Source organism: Thalassomonas actiniarum, from assembly GCF_000948975.2.
Taxonomy (GTDB): Bacteria; Pseudomonadota; Gammaproteobacteria; order Enterobacterales; family Alteromonadaceae; genus Thalassomonas; species Thalassomonas actiniarum.
The window spans coordinates 396941-417488 of record NZ_CP059735.1 but is presented as its reverse complement, the minus strand read 5'-3'; the positions used below and the strand labels follow the sequence as shown (position 1 = coordinate 417488).

Genomic DNA, 20548 nt, shown 5'->3' with positions numbered 1-20548 from the left:
AATGCAAGAAGTCTTTGAACAAATTATTGAACAACTCAAGGGTATATGGTTAAAGCGACGCTATATCATGATTACCACCTGGTTACTTTGCCCCCTCGGCTGGATAGGTATTACCCAGCTGCCGGATACCTATGAGTCGGTTGCCCGGGTACATACAGATACCCAGTCCTTGTTACGCCCTTTGCTCAAAGGCCTGACGGTAGAAACCGATCCCGACAAGCAGGTCACCCTGATGGTAAAAACCCTGCTCAGCCGTCCCAACCTTGAACGTATTGCCCGGATGACAGATCTCGATGTCCAGGCAACCACCCCCAAGGAATATAACAAGCTGATTGAAGAGCTCGAAAAAACCATCAGCATACGCCTGGTGGGGGGCGACAACATTTACAGCATCTCCTATGAACACGAAGAGCCTCAGATGGCGAAAAACGTGGTCCAGGCGGCGCTGACGGTGTTTATTGAAAATACCTTAGGAGAGTCGCGCAGCGAGTCCGACACGGCGCAAAAATTCCTCGACACCCAGATCCAGGATTATGAAGCCAGGCTGCTCGAAGCCGAAGGCCGGTTAACGGACTTTAAACAAAGATATTCCGGCAGCCTGCCCGGCGATACCGGCGGCTTCTATACCCGGTTAAACCTGAATAAGTCCAAACTGCAGGAAGCCGAGCTGCAGCTGCGCGAAGCAACCACCAAATGGCAATCGGCGAAAGAACAGCTCACCGGGCAAAAACCGATTGCCAATGTCGTGACCTCGCAATATGACGAGCGTATCGCCCAGCTGACCCAGTCGCTGGACAGTTTGATGCTCAGATATACAGACGCCCATCCGGATGTGAAAGAAGCCAAACGCCGGGTCGCCGACCTGAAAAGGCTCAAAGAAGAAGAAAAATCCGCCATGAGCGGGGAAAACGGCCAGGGCAACGCCGCCTTCACCGACAGCCCCCTCTACCAGGAATTAAAAGTGGCGGAAAGTAAACTGGCCAATAACGTCGCCTCGTTGACGGTACGGGTCAACGACTTCCAGGAGCGGGTGAAACAAATGGAAGCCAAGGCCCACACCATACCGGAAATCGAAGCGGAATTAATCGCGCTGGACCGTGACTATGGTATTACCAAGAAAAAATTCGAAGACCTGCTCAACCGCCGCGAGACCGCCCGTCTGGCCCAGGAAGCCGATGAATCCACAGACAAAATTCAATTTAAAGTGGTCGATCCGCCGCGGGTACCAATTGAACCTTCCGGCCCTAAACGCCTGATCTTTATCACGGCTATCCTGATCCTCGGTTTCGGCTCCGGTATTGGCATTTCTTTCCTGTTCAGCCAGTTGACGCCTATTGTCACTTCGGCCAGGCAGCTGAGCAACGCCACCGGTTACCCGGTATTTGGTATTGTCAGCGCCACGGAAAGTTTAGGTCTGGCGAAACGCCACAGGCGTAAAGCCATTATCTTTACCTTATCAAACTGCATGATAGTGGTTATGTATGCCGGTATGATGAGTTTTTATCTGATCCCTGCCCTGCAGACAAGTATAAGAGGGTTGCTGTAATGAGTACCATAGAGAAAGCTTTGCAAAAGCAAAGGGAAAAGAACCAGCAGGGAAGTGCTGATCAGGCACAGGAAGAAACAGCGGCAACGGCTGCCGGCAATTCCCCGGCAGAAAACACCGCTGACAAGGTGGAACAAGTGCAGGCGGCTAGTCCGAACGGCAATAATAAAAGAGAGCCGATCGTCATAGATCAAAAAGAGCTCAAAGAAAAAGGCCTGATCACCGACTCCACCGAGCGGCAGAAGATCAAGGATGAATTTCGTTATATCAAACGCAAGTTGCTCAATAACGCCTTCGGCTCGGGGGCAAGCAGCCTGGAGAACGGCAACCTGGTGATGGTTTCCAGCGGCAAACCCAATGAAGGAAAAACCTTTGTCTCCATCAACCTGGCATTGAGCATAGCACTGGAACAGGATAAAACCGTGTTGTTGATCGATGCCGACGTTATCCGTCCCAGCATCAGCACTGAGCTCAATATCAGCCCCCGCAAAGGCCTGGTGGAATATCTGCTCGGCGAAGTAAGCAATGTCAGTGAAGTGATCTATAACACCAGCATCAATAACTTAAAAATTATTCCCGCCGGCGAACCCCATCACCTGACTTCGGAGTTATTAACCAGCGACAAGATGAGTCAGCTGACCCAGGAGCTGGCCAACCGCTACGGCGACCGTATGGTGATCTTTGATTCCCCGCCGCTGATCGAAGTCAACGAAAGCCAGGTATTGGCCAACCTGATGGGGCAGGCACTGGTGGTGGTGGAAGAGTCACATTCTAAAATTGCCGATATCCAAAAAGCCGTGGACTCCCTCAATGAAGATCTGGCCATAGGTTTTGTCATCAATAAGGCTGTGCAAACGCAAAAGGATATGTATGGCTATTACGGTTATTAACCGCAAACTGTTTCCCCTCGCCGGCATCGCTTTGGCAGTTGCCGGCGCCGTTAATGTCCAGGCGGGGGAATGGACCATAGAACCCAGCCTGTCGGTGACGGGCACGGCATCAGATAATATCGACCTGCATAAAACCGGCAAGGTCGAGAGTTATATCAGCCAGATCAAACCCACCCTGGATGTCAATTATCTCAGTCGGCGCCTGGAACTGGTGTTCCAGGCAAGCAATAATTTCATCAATTACAGTCATAATTCCGACAATAACGACGATTATGACATGTACCAGCTCGACGGCAGTTTTTCCCTGTGGGACAACGGCCCTAAACTCTTTGTCCGGGCGAATAAAGATCAGGTGCAGCAATCGATCAGCAACAATGCCATTGCCGATTTGTTAACCGCCAATGCCGTATCCCTGAAACAATCGGATGTCGGCCTGAGCTATAACCTGGCACGCTCCAATATACTGATGAGAAGTCAGGTTTATTACCAGAGCCGGACGTCGGATAATACCATAGGAGATCGGGAAGGGGTGATCGCCAGCCTCTCGGCTGAAAACGGCTCGGCGGCCAAATACCTGTTCTGGAGTACCAACGCCAGTTTTCAGGATCTCACCAGCAAAAACAACACCAACGACACTAAGTTTTATTCCGTCGATGCCAAACTTGGCCTGATCAATGATTACCGTTTTATGCCTTTTATCCGGGTCTATGACGAAGATAATCAGGGCAGTTTTGAAAGCAGCTCAAGCCAGAGCAATCTCAACAGCAATTCCTGGGGACCGGGGATCCGCTGGCAAGTAAGTGATCACTTATGGCTGGATCTCGCCTACAACTATGTCGACAACCAGGAAGAAAACGAAGACCACTTAAGCGGTGAAATCACCTGGCGGCCCTCGCCGAGAACCGCATTGCAGGCACAATTTAGCAAGCGCTTCTTCGGTGACAGCTATGGCTTGGATTTTGTCCATCAAAACAGACGCCTGGTAAACTCCATCAGTTACGCCGAAACCGTGCAGTCTTTTGACCGCTTTAATTATATTGAAGTCGATCTCGGCTCGTTTTATTGTCCCCCCGGCGGCGACTTTACCCTGGATCAGTGTCTGGTAAACCCGGACAGCGATCTCAGCGATTATATCCTGGTGCCCCTGACAACACTTGAGCCGGTGGAAGCAGATGAAATTTCCCTGCAGAAAGACTTAGAATGGCAGTCGATACTGACCCTGCCCAGGACCACCTTTACCCTGACGTTAAGCGCTAACCGCCGGGAAAACCTGACTTCCAAAGTTATCGACGACAGGTTTAACGGCGATCTCGACATTACCCGTGCCCTGAACTCCCGCTCCAACCTGAGTTATGCCTTCAGCTTTATCAAAAATGACTTTGATACCGACAATATTGCCGGTGCCGGCCAGCTGGACCATTACCGGGTGCACACAATCAAATACAACCGCAGCTTAAACGAAAGCCTCAGCAGCGATATCAGCCTGCGCCACGTCAGCAGAGACTCTACCGGGACCGGGGTGGACTATCAGGAATCCCGTCTGGAATTTACCATAAAAAAAGTATTCTGATCATGTATGAAAACTATTACGGCTTAAATGCCCGGCCTTTTCTGTTAAGCCCGGACCCCAAGTTCTTTTTTGCCTCTAACCACCACCAGAGGGCCTTATCCTACCTGCAATACGGTTTGGATCAGGGGGAAGGCTTTATCGTTATCACCGGCCCGATAGGCACGGGCAAAACCACGATCGCCCGCAACCTGCTCAGCAACCTCGGCGATGAAAGCATAGTGGCGGCCCAGCTGGTCACCACTAAATTAGATCCCCATGAGTTACTGGAGCTGATCGCCGCCGAGTTTCAGCTGGATGTGGTCAGCAAAAGCAAAGCGGAAATTCTGCAGGTGATCGAAAAGTTTTTGATCAGCTTACACAAGCAAGGCAAACGCGCCCTGCTGCTAGTGGATGAAGCACAAAACCTGCCGGCAGAAACGGTGGAAGAGCTGCGTATGCTGTCGAATTTCCAGCTCAATAACAAGCCGTTAATCCAGAGCTTTTTGCTGGGACAGGAAGAGCTTAAAGGCATTATCCAGGCGCCGAATATGGAGCAGTTCCGTCAGCGCATCATAGCATCCGCCCATCTCAAACCTTTGTCCTGCGAAGAAGTGCAAAGTTATATCCGCCACCGCCTGGCACAGGCGGGATACCAGAATGAAGAATTATTTTCAGAAAACGCCTACCAGCTGATTTTCGAAAAAACCCTGGGGGTGCCGCGTAAAATCAATATCTTTGTTGACCGTCTGCTGCTGTTCGGTTTCCTGGAAGAATTATCTGTGATCGACAGCAAGGCCATCAATGAAGTCGCCGAAGAAATGGATATCGAACTCACCGGCTCCATCAATGCCCGCCAGCAAAGCGGCGCCACAGAAGCAACGCAGCTCGTGGTCAACTCCAGCGAAAACGTTGAAAGCATGCGGGAAGTGCTGCGGGAAGTGGAAGATATCCTGGAAAATTCCATCAAACAGAAAATCAAGCTGTCCCGCTATGTAGATAAACTGCTGAAACAAAAGAATATTGAATTGGCGACAAAAAATAGTGAAGTAAGCGACAGTTAAGCCCGCCGCTGAAAACAGGTTTCCGGCGGTGATTGAACACCGGCCGGAAATCCAACTCTCTAGTTGATGGTCAACTGATATTTTTCCACCAAAGAATACAGCGTCGGCCGGGTAATACCCAACAGCTCCGCCGTTTTCGACATATTGCCGGTAGACAGGGCATAGGCTTTCTGGATTGCCAAAGTTTCCGCCTGCTCCCTGACAGCACGTAAATTCAGCGATAATTCATAACCCTGATCTTCATGGTCAAAGAAACCAAGATCCATGGCGGTGACCTGGGTGCCGGTACTCATGATCACCGAACTTTTCACCTTGTTTTGCAACTCGCGGATATTGCCCGGCCATTTATGGTTTTTTAACGCGCTCAGGCCGTCTTCGGAGAAGCCCTTCACATTACGCTTATATTCGGCGGCATATTGCTGCAGGAAGTATTGTGCCAGGATCAGCACATCCTCTTCCCGGTCCCGCAGCGGCGGAATATTCAAAGTGATCTCACTGACCCGGTAGAATAAATCTTCCCGGAAGGATTTTTCCTGCACCATTTGCTCCAGGTTCTGGTTGGTGGCGCAGATCACCCGGACATCCACGGGAATTTCCTGACGTCCCCCCAGGCGTTCGATGCATTTTTCCTGCAGGAAACGTAATAATTTCGCCTGCAGGTTATAGGGCATATCGCCGATTTCATCCAAGAATAAGGTGCCGCCTTCGGCACATTCAATTTTACCCTTAGTGGTTTTATGGGCGCCGGTAAAGGCCCCTTTTTCAAAACCGAACAGCTCGCTTTCCAGCAGGGTCTCCGGGATAGAGGCACAATTAATGGCAATAAAGGGCTTTTTCTTACGGTCGCTGGCCAAATGCACGGCATTGGCGGTCACTTCCTTACCGGTGCCGCTTTCCCCCAGCAGCAAAGCGGTAATACTGGTAGGGGCAATGCGTTTGATCATCATACGCATCCTGTCTATGCTGGCGCTGTTGCCTATCACCCCCATATCGCTGCCGGCAACGGCACGCATTTTACGGTTTTCTTCTTCTATCGCGGCAACACTAAAGGCGCGGGAGACGATGACATTAATCACCTCAGGTTCAACCGGCTTCTGGTAAAAATCATAGGCGCCGGCGGCAATCGCCTTTAAGGCATTGGTCCTGTCGTCATTACCCGTGATCACGATAACCTTGGTATGCGGGGCTATCGCCAGAATTTCCTGCAATGCCGCCAGGCCCTCGGAAGCATTGGCTTCATCCGGCGGCAGGCCTAAATCCAGGGTAATAACTTTCGGCTCGTAGCGGCGGACAGCCGCAATGGCGCTTTCGCGATCCGATGCCAAAATGACATCATAATCAGAAAAACTCCACTTTAATTGCTTTTGAACGCCGCTATCATCATCAATAATCAGCAATTTTTCCATAGGGATTCAAATCCTTAATTTTTATTCAATTCAGTGCGCCACAGGCAAAATAACCAAACCGCAGATCCCTGCCCTTACAACGCTAGCTTAGCCATTATCGCCGAAGGCAACAAGAGGGGCCTAAAGATAAAAGTGTCACATTTTATAACGATTTAATCGGCAAGGTCAGGCAGAACTCGGTACCCCGGCCCTCTTCACTTGCCACATCAATTTTACCGGCTATGCTGTGTATAAACTGCCGGGCTTCAAATACCCCGATGCCCATACCGGCATTGCCTTTGGTGGTATCAAAAGGCTTAAATAAGCGCTTATTGATAAACTCTTCCGACATGCCGGTGCCGTTATCACTTATGGTGATTTTAGCCTGTTTATCATCAGCCTCTAATGATACTTTAACCCAACCATCGGATTTTGTCGCTTCCTGTGCATTCTGGATCAGGTGATTGAGGATAGAAAAAAAGGTTTCACCGTCAAGAGGCATCAGGCATTCCCGGCTTTGCTCCACCTGCACCCTGGGCTCGCGGACATTACATTGCTGCACCACCTTATCGATAAGCCCGGCAATATCAACCACCTTGCTCTGGGACTGTACCAGCTGCTTATTACGCAACTGGGACAAGACCTTGCTCAGCCTTTCGCTGGCAGATTCGACGGTTTCAAAAACATCGTCGATAAAGGCCGGGTTATCCCTGTGCTTTTGCGCATTGGTGGTGATCAGGGTCAGCTGCGCCTGGACATTTTTCAGATCATGCACCAGAAACGCCGACATACGGTTAAAGGCATCAAACTGCTTAGACTCCGCCAGTTTATCGTTGGCTTCATGCAGGGAAAGAAAATTACCCAGCTGCTTGGAAATGGCAAACATCAGATCCCTGTCTTCCCAGTTCAGGGGTTTTACGTCTTCATGTCCCGATAAAATAAACATGCCGTAAAAAGCCCGGCCGATAAAAATAGGCACCACCAGGGCGATCTTCTTCTCCAGCCAGATCTCCACATCCAGGGACAATTCCGGGTAGAGACCGGGGGAATTGACGTATTCCTGGATATCGACAATCCAGCCCTGGCTTTGGCAATACTGGCTCAACAGCACCATTTGCTGGTTAAAGTTATCATCCAGGGTCAGCCCTTCGGCGTATTCCACCTTAAACTGCAAATCCGTGACCCTTTTTACTATCGCGCCGCCATCGAGATTAAGCTTGGAGATCATGATCCGGGTCGCCATCTGGTAATGGCTTTCCGCCGAGGTGGTTTCCAGGGTTTCGATCAGGTTGAGCCATTCGTCCCGGTATTCGTATTTATTGGCAAAAAAGTTTTTCGCGATAAAGACCTTGAGCTTGCGGCGCAGCGATTCGGTGATCAGCAGCACCGCCAGCACCACCCCGCCGAGGATCAGGAAAATAATGCTGATCAAGGTACCCCATTCGCCGCCGATATAATTAATGACATAACCGGCAAAAGCCATCATCAACAGGTATAAGCCGGCGATCATTAAAATAGAGCTGTAAAATACTACATTGCGGGAGACAAACACCCGTACCGCACCGTTATTGATCCTGCGGGTGGTCACCAGCAGCAAAGGCATCATCATAGTGCTGATAAAACCCCGGCTGTACCAGAAATCAAAATCTATGCCTTCCACCATAGTCGCCTGGGCGTAAAGGACAAAATCAAAGATCGCCATGCTCGCCAGGGCGATCACCAGCGGCCAGATGGCCCAGCGCACCTGAAGGTCGGCGCTGCGGTATAACTGCTCCAGCAATACCAGCACCCAAAGGTTGAGCAGCACAAACAATAAAAACAGATATTCGTAGGAATAGTTCAGCCAGTTATTGGCAACGGCGCACACCAGCATCAGCACGCTCCAGATCCCCAGGTACTGGCGGACATGGAAGCTAAAAAGTAACTCGCGGATGGTTTTCACTTCGACGTTACAGCTTAAAATCAATACCGACCAGCTGGCAATTTTCACCGCATCCGCCAGCATTACCCACTGCAGGCTAAAACCGGATTTCACCTGCACCGCCGCCACCAGGTTGGCAACAACCGTGGTTAAGGTACTGAATAAGATCCAGCGGGCGATCACCGTATGGTTGCGGGCGGCCACCAGCAACAGGGAAAAAACAAAAAACGCCACGGCGCCAAGGGAGTAACCAAAAAATCCTACGGTTTGCATAATATAATTATTCTTCTCTTAAAACTGCTCTAATCAGCTTTGCTCACAGCTTCTCTAACAACAAGCGAACGGGTAAACAACTGGGTTAAAATCGGCACCAGCAAAAAGCTGGACAGGGCCGAGACACATAAACCGGAAATGATCACCACCCCGAGCGGCTGCCACAAACCGCCGCCAAACAAGGTCAGCGGCAACAGGCCGCCGATAGTGGTTAAGGTGGTTAATAAAATCGGCGTAAAGCGGGTGGCGCTGGCGCTTAAGATCGCCGCGGTTTTTTCCTGGCCATCCGCCAGGTTGCGGTTGGTGGTGTCGATTAAAATAATGGCATTGTTGACCACTATGCCAAATAAACTGATCAAACCGATAAAGGCCATCATGGAAAAAGACAAGCCGGTTAAATACAGGCCGATCACCGATCCCGCCATGGCAAAAGGAATAGAGCTGAAAATGATCAGCGGCTGCAAGAACGACTGGAACTGCAAGACCAGCACGGCAAAAATGCCGATGGCGGTGATCAACATGATCTGGGATAAACCGGCAAACGACTCCTGCCTGGACTCTTCTTCACCCCCCAGGGTGTAATACATGCCCCCCGGCATAGGATAATTCTCCAGATAAGCAACCACTTCAGAGGTCAGTTCATGCACCGAATGGCCCTGGGCGGCATCGGCGGATACCTTGGCCATACGTAACTTCTGGTAATGGAAGAACTCGCTGTGGCCTTTTTGCAGTTTCCGGCTCGCCATCTGGCTCAGGGGAATAAACTCTCCGCTGGTACTTTGAATATGCACATCCGACAGGCCGTTGATATCCGGGTCGGTGCGGCGTACCACAATCGGATAATTTTCACCGTTTTCATCATTAAAACGGCCGACAAAAGCGCCGGAGAGTATGGTTTGTACGGTATTGTCCAGGGTATTGATATCTACACCCGCCAGACCCGCCTTGTCGTAATCCAGGGTCAGCGCCAGCTCGGTATTGGCCACTCCTATCGGATTATCGAGATTAATAATGCCGCTCAGAGAGGCCATATGGGCGCTTAAATCCCCCGCCACCTGCTCTAAGTCATCCAGGGATTCACTCATCAGGCGCACGGCAATGGCCTGATCCGTCACCGGCCCCTGGGTAAACTCTTTAACGGTAATACTGGCCTGATGCCAGCTGGCAAATTCACGGCGCAAATCCGCCACCAGCTGCTGCACTTTTGCTTCATCGTATTCACGCAAAATCAGCAGCGCCTGGCCGAATTTCACCACTCCGCGTTTGGGGATCTCATTGTAATAAATACGCGGATTGGAGTTACCGACATTTAACGCCACCTTATCGATCAGCGGGTATTTGCCAAGCACCCGGGTCATCTCCTGCATCACCTGGTTGGTATATTCGAGGGAAGAATTGGCCGGGGTATCGACATCAAGCAAAACCATGGCTTTTTCCGCCCTCGGAAACAGGCTGACCCCGACCTTGCCAAACAGGGACAACATACCCACCAGGCAAGCAATCGCCACTACCAGTACCAATAACCGGTAACGGATCAACACCGCCAGCCCTTTGCTGTAAACCCGTTCGGCAAAAATATTGGCGTAATGCTGCAGCGTTTTGATTTTTCCCGGTTTAAGCGAGAAAAACCGGCTGGCCAGTAAAGGGGTCAAGGTCAGGGCAATCACCAGGGACGCCAACAGCACCAGCACCACAGTTACCGGCATAGAGCGGATAAAATCACCGGTATTGCTGGCCAGCATCAACATAGGCAAAAACGCCAGCATAGTGGTAATGGTACCGCTGCTGATCGCCCAGCCAACCTTACTGGTACCGGCAGCGGCGGCCTGGCTTAAATTGCTGTTATTGCGTTTTTCCCGATGAATGCTTTCCGTGACCACTATGGCATTATCCACCAGGAGGCCAAGGGCGATAATCATGCCGACAATGGACATTTGCTGCAGACCGAAACCGCTAAAATCAAGCAAACCTATGGCGATCAGAAAAGACAGCGGTATCGCGGTGATCACCACCACAGACTCCCGGACGCCTAAAAACACCAGCGACATCAGCCCCACCAGCAACAGACCCTGCCACAGGTTATCGAAGAAACCGTCTACCCGGGCGCTGACACTGTCGGCCTGCTCGAAGATCACTTCCAGCTGCATATTTTCCGGCAACTGCTGCCTGAACAATTCGGCTTCTTTGCGTACCTGCTCGGTAAGGTTAAAAATATTGGTATTTTCCCTTTGCTGCAGGGTGACAAAAATCACCGGTTTTTTCTGGAAGTAGGCCAGGTAGCTGGGCTCCCGGCTGGCAAAACTCACCCTGGCGACATCTTTAAGGCGCAAGACAAAATCTTCATTGGCCAACACTATGGTATCGGACAACTGCTGCAACTGTTCAAAATTTCCGCTGGCTTTGACATTAAAACGCCGGTTATTGCCGTCGACAAACCCCGGGGTGATATTCACCGCCCGCCCTTTAAGGATGTTGTTGATGTCGGTGACGCTGATACCGTAGTGCTTGAGCAGATTAAGGTTGATATCCACCGCGACGATTTGCTGAGGATAACCCCAAATATCCGCCTGGCGCACTGTGGTGATGGCTTCCAGCCTTTTCTCCAGCTGCTTGGCATGGAACTCCATGGTTTTATAATCTAACGGCTCGCTCCACAGCGCCAGCTGCATCACGGCGACACTGTTGGGAGTAGCTTTTAAAACCAGGACATCCTGCACCCCAGCGGGTAAATTGGGCTTAACGGTAGAGACCGCCCTTTTGACTTTGTTAAAGGCGGCATCGGCATCTGTGCCGTAAAGAAAAGTCACTTCGATACGGGCGCCGCCGTCTTTGATCTGGGATTCGATTTTTTTGATGTTTTCAATATCGGAAAACTCTTCTTCCAGCGGATCCACCACCAGAGTTTCGACATCCTTGGGGGAAGCGCCGGGATAAATGATTTCCAGCAAGGTGATGGGAATTTCAAACTGGGGATCTTCCGAGCGCGGCATATTAAAATAAGACACCAGCCCCACCAGCACCATAAGCACGACGACCGTGAAAGTAAACTGGGCATTTTTTATCGCGGCAAAAGGTAAATTCATAACTTAGCGGCCACTGACGCTGAGGTGTTGCCAGCCCCGGATAATAATATTAAGCGGCTGATCAAACTCATTGGCCAGCAGGTAAACATAGCTGTTGTCCAGGGAGAGAATATCAAAAGCCTGCTGAACATATTGTGCCTGCTCAGCCGGGCTGACCATCACCAGGGCTTTGCCGGCATCATCAACGGCAATCAGCGCCTCTATGGGAATACGGTAAACCGATTGCCCGGCTGAAATACGGATAAGCACCTCGACGATTTGTCCGGCTGCAACCCCTTTGGCCAGGGAAAGCTCCGGCAGCAAGATCTCGATCATAAATAACTGTCCCCGGGTATTGGCAATGGCAGGCACCTTAGTGATCACCCCCTCGACTTCTCCCAGGCGCTCCAGCACCACACTGACCTTTTGCCCGACACTCACCCGGCTGACTTCGGCGCCGGTAAGGGCAACCTTGGCAATCCAGTTATTCTTTAATGCCGCCACCTCCAACACCTGGGTGCCGGGGGACTGCAACTCTCCCAATTCGGTATGGCGGGCCAGGACTACACCGTCAAACGGCGCCGCGATTCGCGCTTTCTCCAGATTGTAATAGGCGACTTTATATCTTGCCCGGGTAGTTTCTACCCGGGTTTCGGCGTTGTCGAGTTCCTGCTCAAAAGTGAGCTTTTTTTCCGCCAGCTGTTTGATACGCCTGACATCGCGTTTCGCCTGCAACAACTCGGCATAACTGGCATTTTTTTCTTCGATTAGCTCGTCGGTTTCCAGCGCCGCCAATAACTGCTCCGCTTTAAAGATATCCCCCTCATCCACCGTTAGCCGGGTCAGGTAACCCGAACTTTTAAAAGACAGGTTTAAAGTACGCTTAAAATCTAACTTGCCGGTGCGGCGGATTTCATCAAAGTAAGGCTCGACATACACTTCTTTGGCGTCATAACCCTGAGCCGATGCAGGAGCATTTTGTGCAGATGCCAGGGAAGTAAAGCTCCCCGCCAATAACAAGAAAAACAGTTTAACGAACAAAAGCTTAGCCGCTAAATTTTGCAGGAGGTCAGGTTTCATCGACTTGAATATCTTAATATGAATCAGCTAAAAAGATTATAGCGCTTACTCTAGGCCTGTTAATAGTGAAAGTACATCTTTTTTAATCAAGTACTTAGCTTTAGATTTATCTAAATCGCCCCAACCGCCGTTTTCAAGGCAAACAGGGTAAAGCAGACAAATAGAATAATTTTTCAGCACTTGATAAAAAAAAATCAAGTTTTCACCGAGTTTGCTAGACAAGTTTGCCCATAAGCTATAGTATTTGCGCGCTGAAAAGCCAAAGTGAATGCACCCTTAGCTCAGCTGGATAGAGCGCTGCCCTCCGGAGGCAGAGGTCGCAGGTTCGACTCCTGCAGGGTGCGCCATTTTGCTCGACTCTTTTCCCCCATTAAGCAAATCATCAAAACATAGCAAACTTTCAAGCAGTGAAGTTTTCAGTAGTAACGGCTAGTAAGAAACTATCGCCACAGCGCTATTTATTTACTTAGCTGTCGAAAAATAATCATCAACCTCGCCACAAACAAAGCTTACTCGACCTTTTCCCGCAGAAACTCAATAACACGCTTATGGCGCATTTTCACCGCCGAAAGTTTCATTTCACAGACATCGGCGATTTCCTGAAACTCTAAACCGGTGCGGTAGCGCAACAACATGATATTGCGGTCGATAAAGGATAAGTTGACCATAAGCGCCGATATTGCACTGGCTAAATCTTCACATTGAGGCGTTTCGGCAATGGCGCTTTCCAGGTAGTCGTCGCCGTCCTGATACATGTCCCAGCGCCGATCCCGGATCTTGTTGATACATTCGTTATGGGCAATTTTGAACAGCCAGACCTTAAAAGACACCAACCACTTAAAACCCTTAAGATGGGTCAGTGCCTTAATAATGGTTTCTTGCACGACATCTTCTGCATCAGACTGATTATTCAGTAATTTTGCGCAGTAACCTTTCAGTACCGGCAAATACGGCGTGATCAGCTGCTGAAAAAAGCGCGTGTCATAAGGCAAGCTTTCCTGCACTAAGGCAACAAGCTGACGTTCATTAAAACTGGTCAAAGTTTATTTTGCCCTTGAGTTACTTTTTAGTGACTTTATTGGCCAGTAAAAAGGTATTGGGCACAGTGACTATCGCCTCTTCTTCTGCCATCACTTTGCTGGCAACACTGCCGATGGCAACCAAAGCCCCTTTGATATCATTCACCTCGATATTATCGCCTACCTGATACATTTCCCGTAAATAGACACCGGCAACAATCTCCTGCGCCATCGACTTAGTGCCTATGCCTAAGGAAATAGCGGCAGCCAGACCGACACTGGCAATAATGACGGAAATAATGTTATTAAGCAGCGAAACATCAATATCAAGCTGGGTAATAGATAAAGACATGGTAATAACGATAATAATGCCGCGGCAAACTTCGGCAACCGAGCGGCCATAGTCGACACCGGTATTTTTGGCCGCTATTTTCACGCCGTTAAAGACGATTTGTGCAACAAAGAAGCCAGATAACAGTACCGCCAGGGCGGCCAGCAACTTAGGCAGGAATAAGGTCAGGGTATCAATTAAACCGGACAACATTTTCAGGCCGACAATGTCTAATGCCGCCAGTAAAAAAATCAATAAGATAAAAGTAGAAATAATGCCTGCCACCACCTGGCTGCCGCTGACCTTAAGATCCATTTTTTGCAGCAGCTGATCCAGGCCAAGTTTGTCGACAAAAGTATTAAAGCCAATTTTGATCAGAAACTTATTCAACAAACGTTTGATCAAATTTGAAATAAACCAGCCAACCAGCAGGAATAAAATGGCAACGATCAAATCCGGTAAAAAAGGTGGCCACCTTATGCCAGACGGCCATTAACCCGGAATAGGTTTTTTCGGTAATGTTTTCAGTATCCATTATTTGCTCCTGTTGTCGGCCATGTGTTTAAAAACCGGCTTTAATATCTTGATAAATATGCTGACAAAAACCACCCAAATTGACGCCATGCCCAGGGCAAGCAGATCTTTACTGCCTTGCTGGACATTAACTGTGGTGACAGCACGTTTAAATAATTCATCATCTGAAACGTTAAACATTTGCTCAGGCTCGTTTTCCAGCCCTTGTGTGATGCTCTTTTCAATATCTTTCATCTTACCCTCCGCCAACAAAGCTCCAGCGCTTTATTCATTAACGCTCACTCACGAAAAAAGTCACAAATTTTTATTTTTGCCTTTTATTCTTGTTTTAGTTCGGGCTTATGACTGCCCGATCGGAAAGTTTATTATTTTACGTTAATTGACTGTCTTTTTTGACTATTTTTTGCCTCCAGTAGCAGTAAAAAGCAGCGGTTAATTTTTATTTTCATTTAAGGTAAAAAATTTGTGACTTTTGGTTTTTATCTCCGTTATAGAAGCATCAACAAATAAAAATGACTTTTACCAAACAGGAAATCTCTCAATGAAAATATTTAACATCACCTTACTGGCTGCCTTGATCAGCACTCCTTTAGCCGCGGAAACTTTGGATGAAACTTGGCAGGTCGGTGTATTTGGCGATTACATCAAATCAAGCACCAATAAAGAGAACAAAAACAGCTGGCAGCAAATTGAAGCCGGTAAGTCTGTCGGTGTCGATCTGCACAAAATCATCAATGATTACTGGAATGTGCGTTTTGAATTAGCAAGAAGCCGCTACGATATTGAAAACGGCAACGACAAAACTTACGGCTACCGTTACGGCGCCGATGCCGTCTATAAGTTGCCGGAAAGCGATCTGTATTTATTTTCGGGTATTAAACGCTTCAACAATACCAGAAGTTATAACGCCCTGAATGTCGGTGCCGGTTACGGCTTTCAGGTAAATGAACGTTTCTCTGTATATACCGAAGCGGCCATCTATAAAGATGTTAATTACGGTTATGTCGATCAGGGCTTTAAGTTAGGCCTTAAATACAGCTTTGGCGCAGAGCAGCAAAGACCGGTATCAAACCGGGCCGACAACAGCGCCAAGCCGGCAATACAGCCGGTGGCCGTTACAGAAGCAACCCCTGTTGATAGCGACAACGACGGCATCAGTGATGATAAAGATCGCTGCGCCCATACCCCGGCTACCGTAAAGGTAGACTCTACCGGCTGTACTTTGTATGCCGAGCATGAAGTGGCCATTACCTTAAATGTGGCTTTTGCCAATAACAGCGCCAAAGTAAAACCGGCATTAATTGATGATATTCAACGCCTGGCCGACTTTATGAAGGAATACAGCGATACCCAGGTTGTGATTGAAGGCCATAGCTCGGCTACCGGTGCTGCCCAATATAACCTGGCGCTGTCGCAAAATCGGGCCGAAGCGGTAAAAGATATTTTGATCAACAAATTCAATATCAAAGCAAGCCGTTTATCAGCCAAAGGTTACGGCCAGACACAGTTGCTATCAAACGGCAACAGCGCAAAAGATCACAGCCTGAATCGCCGCGTAGTGGCAAAAATTGAGGCAACGACAAAGAAAGTTGTTCACAAAGGTTAATAAGTCGGCAGCTTTACTAAAGTGCTAACGCTTTATTAAATGTATAGACAAGTACCCGGGTGAAACGTAAACGCATGCCTCACCCGGTGTTACTTGTTCATCGCTTATTGCTGGTGAGGGACCTTGATAAACGAGCTAAATTTAATGCGTAACAGCCAATAGCCGGAAAACAGCAGCACCAGAATAACCGGGATTGCCAGCAATTCAATTTTACGGACAGGGTCAGGAAATAATTTTGCCTGCCCCAGAAAAAAGGATGCCGTAGCCATAAACATGGGAAAACACATGCGCCACACATGTCGAATGATGCGCTGCCTGCCAGTAACACCACCACAATAAATCATACGAAAGTCTAAAAGTACGGCCAGGCTGGCAACACCACCAAAGAAGTAAAAAATTGCCGGAGCAAAACCGTGCAACTTGCCGGTTTCACTGTGCGCCGCCTGAATGCCAAAGGTAAAATACATAATAGCCACCGCCATTACCGTCACCAGGGCAAGTTGTTCAAAATAACCACTGCTGCCCGCCTTACGCTTGATTGTCACCCAGGAAGTAGCCAGCAGATAACAAATAAAAACACCGTTGAGCAAAGATAAAAAAATGGTTCTGGTATAGGCAACATAAACAGAAGTAAGCCCTAATATCAGCATGGCGATTAAAAAGCTATTACCCGCAACTTTATGTGCCGGGGAATACTTGGGTAAAACAAATACCATAAATCCGGCTAAAATCCCGATAGAACCGGCCAAAAGGTGAATAAGTACTAAGGGTGGGAATGTCATATTTATCTCTCTTTATTAAACCAGCTTTTTAGGGCTGCTTGTTGATGCCATTGTTCGTTGCTCCTATGGTGGAATAGCAGTTGGCATGCCAACCTTTAATCTTTTGTTATTAAAGGGAAATAACTACAAGCCGTTTAAACTACACGGATGATGTCCCAAATTTGGGAAGAGAAGATGATTGAAAATCCTGATAATGGGAAAGCTAAAAGCAGGTGTTATGCATTTATTGGCGGGTGTAAAAATATTTGTGCTCTGCCACTAAATAAGGCCGATGAGACATTCTCAGTATTTAATGCTCTCAATACTTTAAAGCCACTGCAGCTGGTGGTTAGATGCAGCGGCTATACCCTTTATTTATCGACTGACCGGCTTACGCCAGCCTGTTGAGGGGTGAGGATAATTTCATCCTGATTAATGACGATACTGACCTTTTTCCCGATGGCAAAACCGGCCTGCCTCAGCCATTTTCCCTTAAATCAAATTTAGGGATGTCCTTTTTACTTTATACTGACCTTTTTCCCGATGGCAAAACCGGCCTGCCTCAGCCATTTTCCCTTAAATCAAATTTAGGGATGTCCTTTTTACTTTTTCCTTTCTACTTTTTTTGCCGATCGCGGGCTGGGCCATGATGTTCACGTATCACTTTCGTCATAGAATCTTATGATATACATGACCCTCTGGGTTATAGTGTGGTTAATTCTTACTTTTTATATTTTTCTTTAATATCATCAAAGCAAGCATCAAGATAGAACCACCAATAAATACAAGATAATACCATGGGAACAATCCTCAACTCACCGAAATTTATAGATAAAAAGTAGCTTAAAGTATCAGGAATTAAAGTGAATAACCAACATATGGAAAAAGTTAGGTAGAATAAACGACTTTCATTCGCGACTAACTTTATATAATGGTAATTCTTGATAACTAAGAGTGCCGCTATGTAGATAACGACCAGCAAAGCAATGTTAACCTCTAATATCAGGTACATAGACACTACGCAAGTGAACGGCAACAATGCAAAACCTGGGTTCATCGCATAGGGATTATCAATAAATTTCAGATATTTACCTGACATTGTTTTTCATCTCCAACATAACCTGTCTCGACATAACTAGTCACAAAATTAACTGTATTTGAGTATGAGTTGACAATAACTGATGCCGGCAATCTATACGGAGTTGGTAGAACATCGACGAGCTTAGGACCGACATAAAATTGGAACATTGAATCGTGGCCAAGTTTAGCAAAATCAAAACTTGCCATCGAGCCATCATCTATTTTCAAACCTACTTCGACAAGACCAGCACCATAACCTGCAGCACCTGGCTTACCTACAACAACCAGTGAGCCCCTCATAATCACTATAAATTCAGCCCCCGGCAACACAATCATAGTCCCATATTTAAAGGTTTTATTGGCTGAATCATCTAAGAACTTGTTGTGGCTTCTTTTTTCTAGCTTGTCTAGCGTTGCTCTATCATTATTCCTGGCGACACTACCATAGTGATTAAGTATTGCCTGAAATGTTGCTGTCATAGCCCCGTTAGCAAACTTACCGCCAGAAATCTTAGATGCCGTTCCTGCAATAGCGGCACTGATAATGGGTCCACCGACAACATTTTCCGGGGTAACATTGTCGAGCAAGGGGGTACCAGCACCTTTAGTCACGCCGGCAGCGAAGAAACCATGGCCAAACTTACCTCCTTGCAGAGCTGCTGAAATCCCGCCGGTAATTGCATAGGCGATGATTTGCGCCGCTACCTGTCCCGAGGTCAACAGGTTATGTCCGCCAAAGGAATGTAACTAAGATAGCATGGCTTCTTCCGCAACAGAACTGCCAGCATCGGCACAATTAATTTTGTTCCTCAAGCATCCATGCGGTTAGGTGGTAAACTACTTTTAGCCTCTGAAGCCCTCCAGGAATCCAGAATACCGCTAAAAAACAGGGACGGGATAATAGCTTTTTTAATAAAAAAATAAACAATAAATATACTAGAGGCTAACTTATATGCGCTAGTTTTATGAGATATATCATGCTTAATGCAAGCATGATTAACGTATTCTTCCCCCCGGTGTGCTCCCCGGAACACTATAGATAGCATAACAGAACCGCCAAACTCCCTTTTATGCATAAGCAAACCTTTCCTTTGCGAATAATCAATATTTGTCTAATTTATCGCTAGAAAACATCAGCTCAGACCAGTAAGATGTGACGCAGATGTATCCCTATCCATTTTGATAGCAGATTATAGGAATTTATATGTTATATGCTGAAATTACCGGCTGGGGTAAGTGCTTACCTCCGGCAACGTTAACCAATGATGATCTTTCAACGTTTGTCGATACCAGTGACGAGTGGATCACCACCCGCACCGGCATTAAATCTCGCCGGATTTCACATGTAAATACCGCCCATTTGGCCTCGGTTGCCGCCCAGCGTGCCATGGCCGCCGCCGGTGTCAGCGCCGATGAAATCGATATGATAGTCGTGGCCACTTCCTGCCCGGATACCATAGTGCCCAATACCGCTTCCATGGTGCAAAAAATGATCGGAGCAAACAATGCCGCCGCCGCCGATATGACCGCCGCCTGTACCGGGTTTTTATATGCCCTGCAAAGCGCTACCGCCCAGGTACGGGTCGGCGCCGTTAAAAAAGCCATCGTCATAGGTGCAGAGCGCATGAGCTGGTTTATTAACTGGTCGCGCCGGGAAACCGCGGTATTGTTTGGCGACGGTGCCGGCGCTGTGGTGATTGAAGCCAGCGAAGAAAAACTCGGTTTGGTCAATGCCAAACTCGGTTGCGATACCGAAGCCAGGGATGTTTTAGAAATCCGCGGTTTCGGCACCGACATGGACCGTTACGAAAATGCCCCGACCGCATTAGACGTACATTTTATCGGTAAAGATATTTTCCGCCGCGCGGTAAAAGGCATGGGCACGGCAGCACAGAACGTACTTCAGCAAGCAGAGCTAAGTGTCGACGACATTAATTTGCTGGTACCGCATCAGGCCAACTTACGCATTATCGCCGCGCTGCAAAAGCAGTTCGAACTCAGCGACGACCAGGTGATGGTGAATATCGAAAAATACGGCAATACTTCTGCCGCGACGGTACCAATCGCCTTGTGTGAAGCCCTGGAAAACGGCCGCATCAAACCCGGCGATAATATTATGACCGCCGCTTTTGGCGCCGGGCTGACCTGGGGTGCGGGCTATATCAAGTGGGGACAAAGAGTCACCCCGATCGCCACCAGTGATGCCGAATTACCGGCAAGTGACGCCACGGCAAAAGAACTGCTGTCGGTTGCGATCAAACACTGCCTGAACCAGGAGTCTTAACCGGTAATTTTAACGGTTTACCCAATAAGGGCACACCAGGCCAGCACAGGTATTCAATGCCGGTGCTGGCTTTTTATTTGCTAAAAAAACCTTTATTATAAATAGTCTTATCCAGCAACTTTTACACTGTCGAAAACCCTGGCCGGCAATTCAAAGGATCGTTTTT

Annotated in this window: 18 protein-coding genes, 1 tRNA gene and 1 pseudogene; 7 read left to right on the top strand and 13 right to left on the bottom strand. The window is 48.3% G+C overall.

All coding sequences use genetic code 11. The features are described 5' to 3' along the window. Position 1: 1 nt before the first annotated feature. Genes SG35_RS01910 through SG35_RS01895 form a run of 4 tightly spaced genes read left to right on the top strand, consistent with a single transcriptional unit; the run spans position 2 to position 5046 of the window. A complete protein-coding gene (locus tag SG35_RS01910) occupies positions 2-1546 on the top strand; it encodes an XrtA system polysaccharide chain length determinant (RefSeq protein WP_044834095.1) in 1545 nt (514 codons plus the stop codon). Further along, positions 1546-2436 carry an XrtA-associated tyrosine autokinase gene (locus SG35_RS01905; RefSeq protein ID WP_044834094.1) on the top strand — a complete coding sequence of 297 codons (891 nt, stop codon included), beginning with the start codon at positions 1546-1548 and terminating at the stop codon, positions 2434-2436. The genes SG35_RS01910 and SG35_RS01905 overlap by 1 nt, the downstream gene beginning before the upstream one ends. Beyond that, entirely contained in the window at positions 2417-4006 is a 1590-nt protein-coding gene (locus SG35_RS01900) for a TIGR03016 family PEP-CTERM system-associated outer membrane protein (protein WP_044834093.1), read from the top strand. The genes SG35_RS01905 and SG35_RS01900 overlap by 20 nt, the downstream gene beginning before the upstream one ends. Before the next feature lie 2 nt (positions 4007-4008). Continuing rightward, positions 4009-5046, top strand: a complete 1038-nt coding sequence (locus SG35_RS01895) for an XrtA/PEP-CTERM system-associated ATPase (protein ID WP_044834092.1) — start codon at positions 4009-4011, stop codon at positions 5044-5046. Positions 5047-5105: 59 nt separating this feature from the next. Here the strand turns inward: SG35_RS01895 and prsR are convergent, their stop codons facing one another. From prsR to SG35_RS01870, 5 genes are all read right to left on the bottom strand, one after another. Beyond that, the gene (gene prsR / locus SG35_RS01890) at positions 5106-6452 is read right to left on the bottom strand and encodes a PEP-CTERM-box response regulator transcription factor (RefSeq protein WP_044834091.1); all 1347 of its coding nucleotides are present in this window, start codon (positions 6450-6452) and stop codon (positions 5106-5108) included. Positions 6453-6594: 142 nt separating this feature from the next. Then, complete coding sequence (prsK, locus tag SG35_RS01885; protein WP_044834090.1) at positions 6595-8625, bottom strand: XrtA/PEP-CTERM system histidine kinase PrsK; 2031 nt, start codon at positions 8623-8625, stop codon at positions 6595-6597. A 29-nt stretch (positions 8626-8654) separates the two neighbouring features. Beyond that, the gene (locus SG35_RS01880; protein WP_044834089.1) at positions 8655-11708 is read right to left on the bottom strand and encodes an efflux RND transporter permease subunit; all 3054 of its coding nucleotides are present in this window, start codon (positions 11706-11708) and stop codon (positions 8655-8657) included. A 3-nt stretch (positions 11709-11711) separates the two neighbouring features. Continuing rightward, on the bottom strand, positions 11712-12767 hold the full coding sequence (locus tag SG35_RS01875) for an efflux RND transporter periplasmic adaptor subunit (RefSeq protein ID WP_044834088.1): 1056 nt from the start codon (positions 12765-12767) through the stop codon (positions 11712-11714). A 45-nt stretch (positions 12768-12812) separates the two neighbouring features. Next, entirely contained in the window at positions 12813-12989 is a 177-nt protein-coding gene (locus SG35_RS01870) for a hypothetical protein (RefSeq protein WP_160298325.1), read from the bottom strand. A 48-nt stretch (positions 12990-13037) separates the two neighbouring features. Between SG35_RS01870 and SG35_RS01865 the strand changes: the two genes are divergently transcribed. Continuing rightward, positions 13038-13114: transfer RNA gene (locus SG35_RS01865), tRNA-Arg, on the top strand. 162 nt (positions 13115-13276) lie between these two features. Here the strand turns inward: SG35_RS01865 and sigX are convergent. Genes sigX through SG35_RS01845 form a run of 4 tightly spaced genes read right to left on the bottom strand, consistent with a single transcriptional unit; the run spans position 13277 to position 14885 of the window. Then, complete coding sequence (sigX, locus tag SG35_RS01860; RefSeq protein WP_044834087.1) at positions 13277-13807, bottom strand: RNA polymerase sigma factor SigX; 531 nt, start codon at positions 13805-13807, stop codon at positions 13277-13279. Between the two features lie 19 nt (positions 13808-13826). Further along, positions 13827-14570, bottom strand: coding sequence for a mechanosensitive ion channel family protein (locus tag SG35_RS01855; protein WP_236702631.1), 744 nt, complete (start codon positions 14568-14570; stop codon positions 13827-13829). Continuing rightward, positions 14500-14652: a hypothetical protein gene (locus SG35_RS01850; RefSeq protein ID WP_236702634.1), complete on the bottom strand. Its 153-nt coding sequence runs from the start codon at positions 14650-14652 to the stop codon at positions 14500-14502. The genes SG35_RS01855 and SG35_RS01850 overlap by 71 nt, the downstream gene beginning before the upstream one ends. Continuing rightward, on the bottom strand, positions 14652-14885 hold the full coding sequence (locus SG35_RS01845; RefSeq protein WP_044834086.1) for a hypothetical protein: 234 nt from the start codon (positions 14883-14885) through the stop codon (positions 14652-14654). Before SG35_RS01845 ends, SG35_RS01850 begins: the two co-directional genes overlap by 1 nt. Positions 14886-15192: 307 nt before the next feature. On the opposite strand from SG35_RS01845, the gene SG35_RS01840 reads away from it, so the two are divergent. Then, positions 15193-16257, top strand: coding sequence for an OmpA family protein (locus SG35_RS01840; protein WP_044834085.1), 1065 nt, complete (start codon positions 15193-15195; stop codon positions 16255-16257). A gap of 104 nt (positions 16258-16361) precedes the next feature. Here the strand turns inward: SG35_RS01840 and SG35_RS01835 are convergent, their stop codons facing one another. The 4 genes and pseudogenes from SG35_RS01835 to SG35_RS01830 all read right to left on the bottom strand — a co-directional run bounded on the left by SG35_RS01835 (position 16362) and on the right by SG35_RS01830 (position 18818). After that, positions 16362-17039 carry a hypothetical protein gene (locus SG35_RS01835; protein WP_044834084.1) on the bottom strand — a complete coding sequence of 226 codons (678 nt, stop codon included), beginning with the start codon at positions 17037-17039 and terminating at the stop codon, positions 16362-16364. A gap of 350 nt (positions 17040-17389) precedes the next feature. Continuing rightward, a complete protein-coding gene (locus SG35_RS32060) occupies positions 17390-17500 on the bottom strand; it encodes a hypothetical protein (protein ID WP_084692845.1) in 111 nt (36 codons plus the stop codon). A gap of 36 nt (positions 17501-17536) precedes the next feature. Further along, positions 17537-17596, bottom strand: a pseudogene (locus SG35_RS32055) (SymE family type I addiction module toxin); the annotation flags it as partial. 502 nt (positions 17597-18098) lie between these two features. Next, positions 18099-18818 (bottom strand): hypothetical protein, encoded by a 720-nt coding sequence (locus SG35_RS01830; protein WP_044834080.1) that lies wholly within the window; start codon positions 18816-18818, stop codon positions 18099-18101. 484 nt (positions 18819-19302) lie between these two features. On the opposite strand from SG35_RS01830, the gene SG35_RS01825 reads away from it, so the two are divergent. Next, positions 19303-20382, top strand: coding sequence for a ketoacyl-ACP synthase III (locus tag SG35_RS01825; protein ID WP_044834078.1), 1080 nt, complete (start codon positions 19303-19305; stop codon positions 20380-20382). Positions 20383-20548 lie beyond the last annotated feature (166 nt).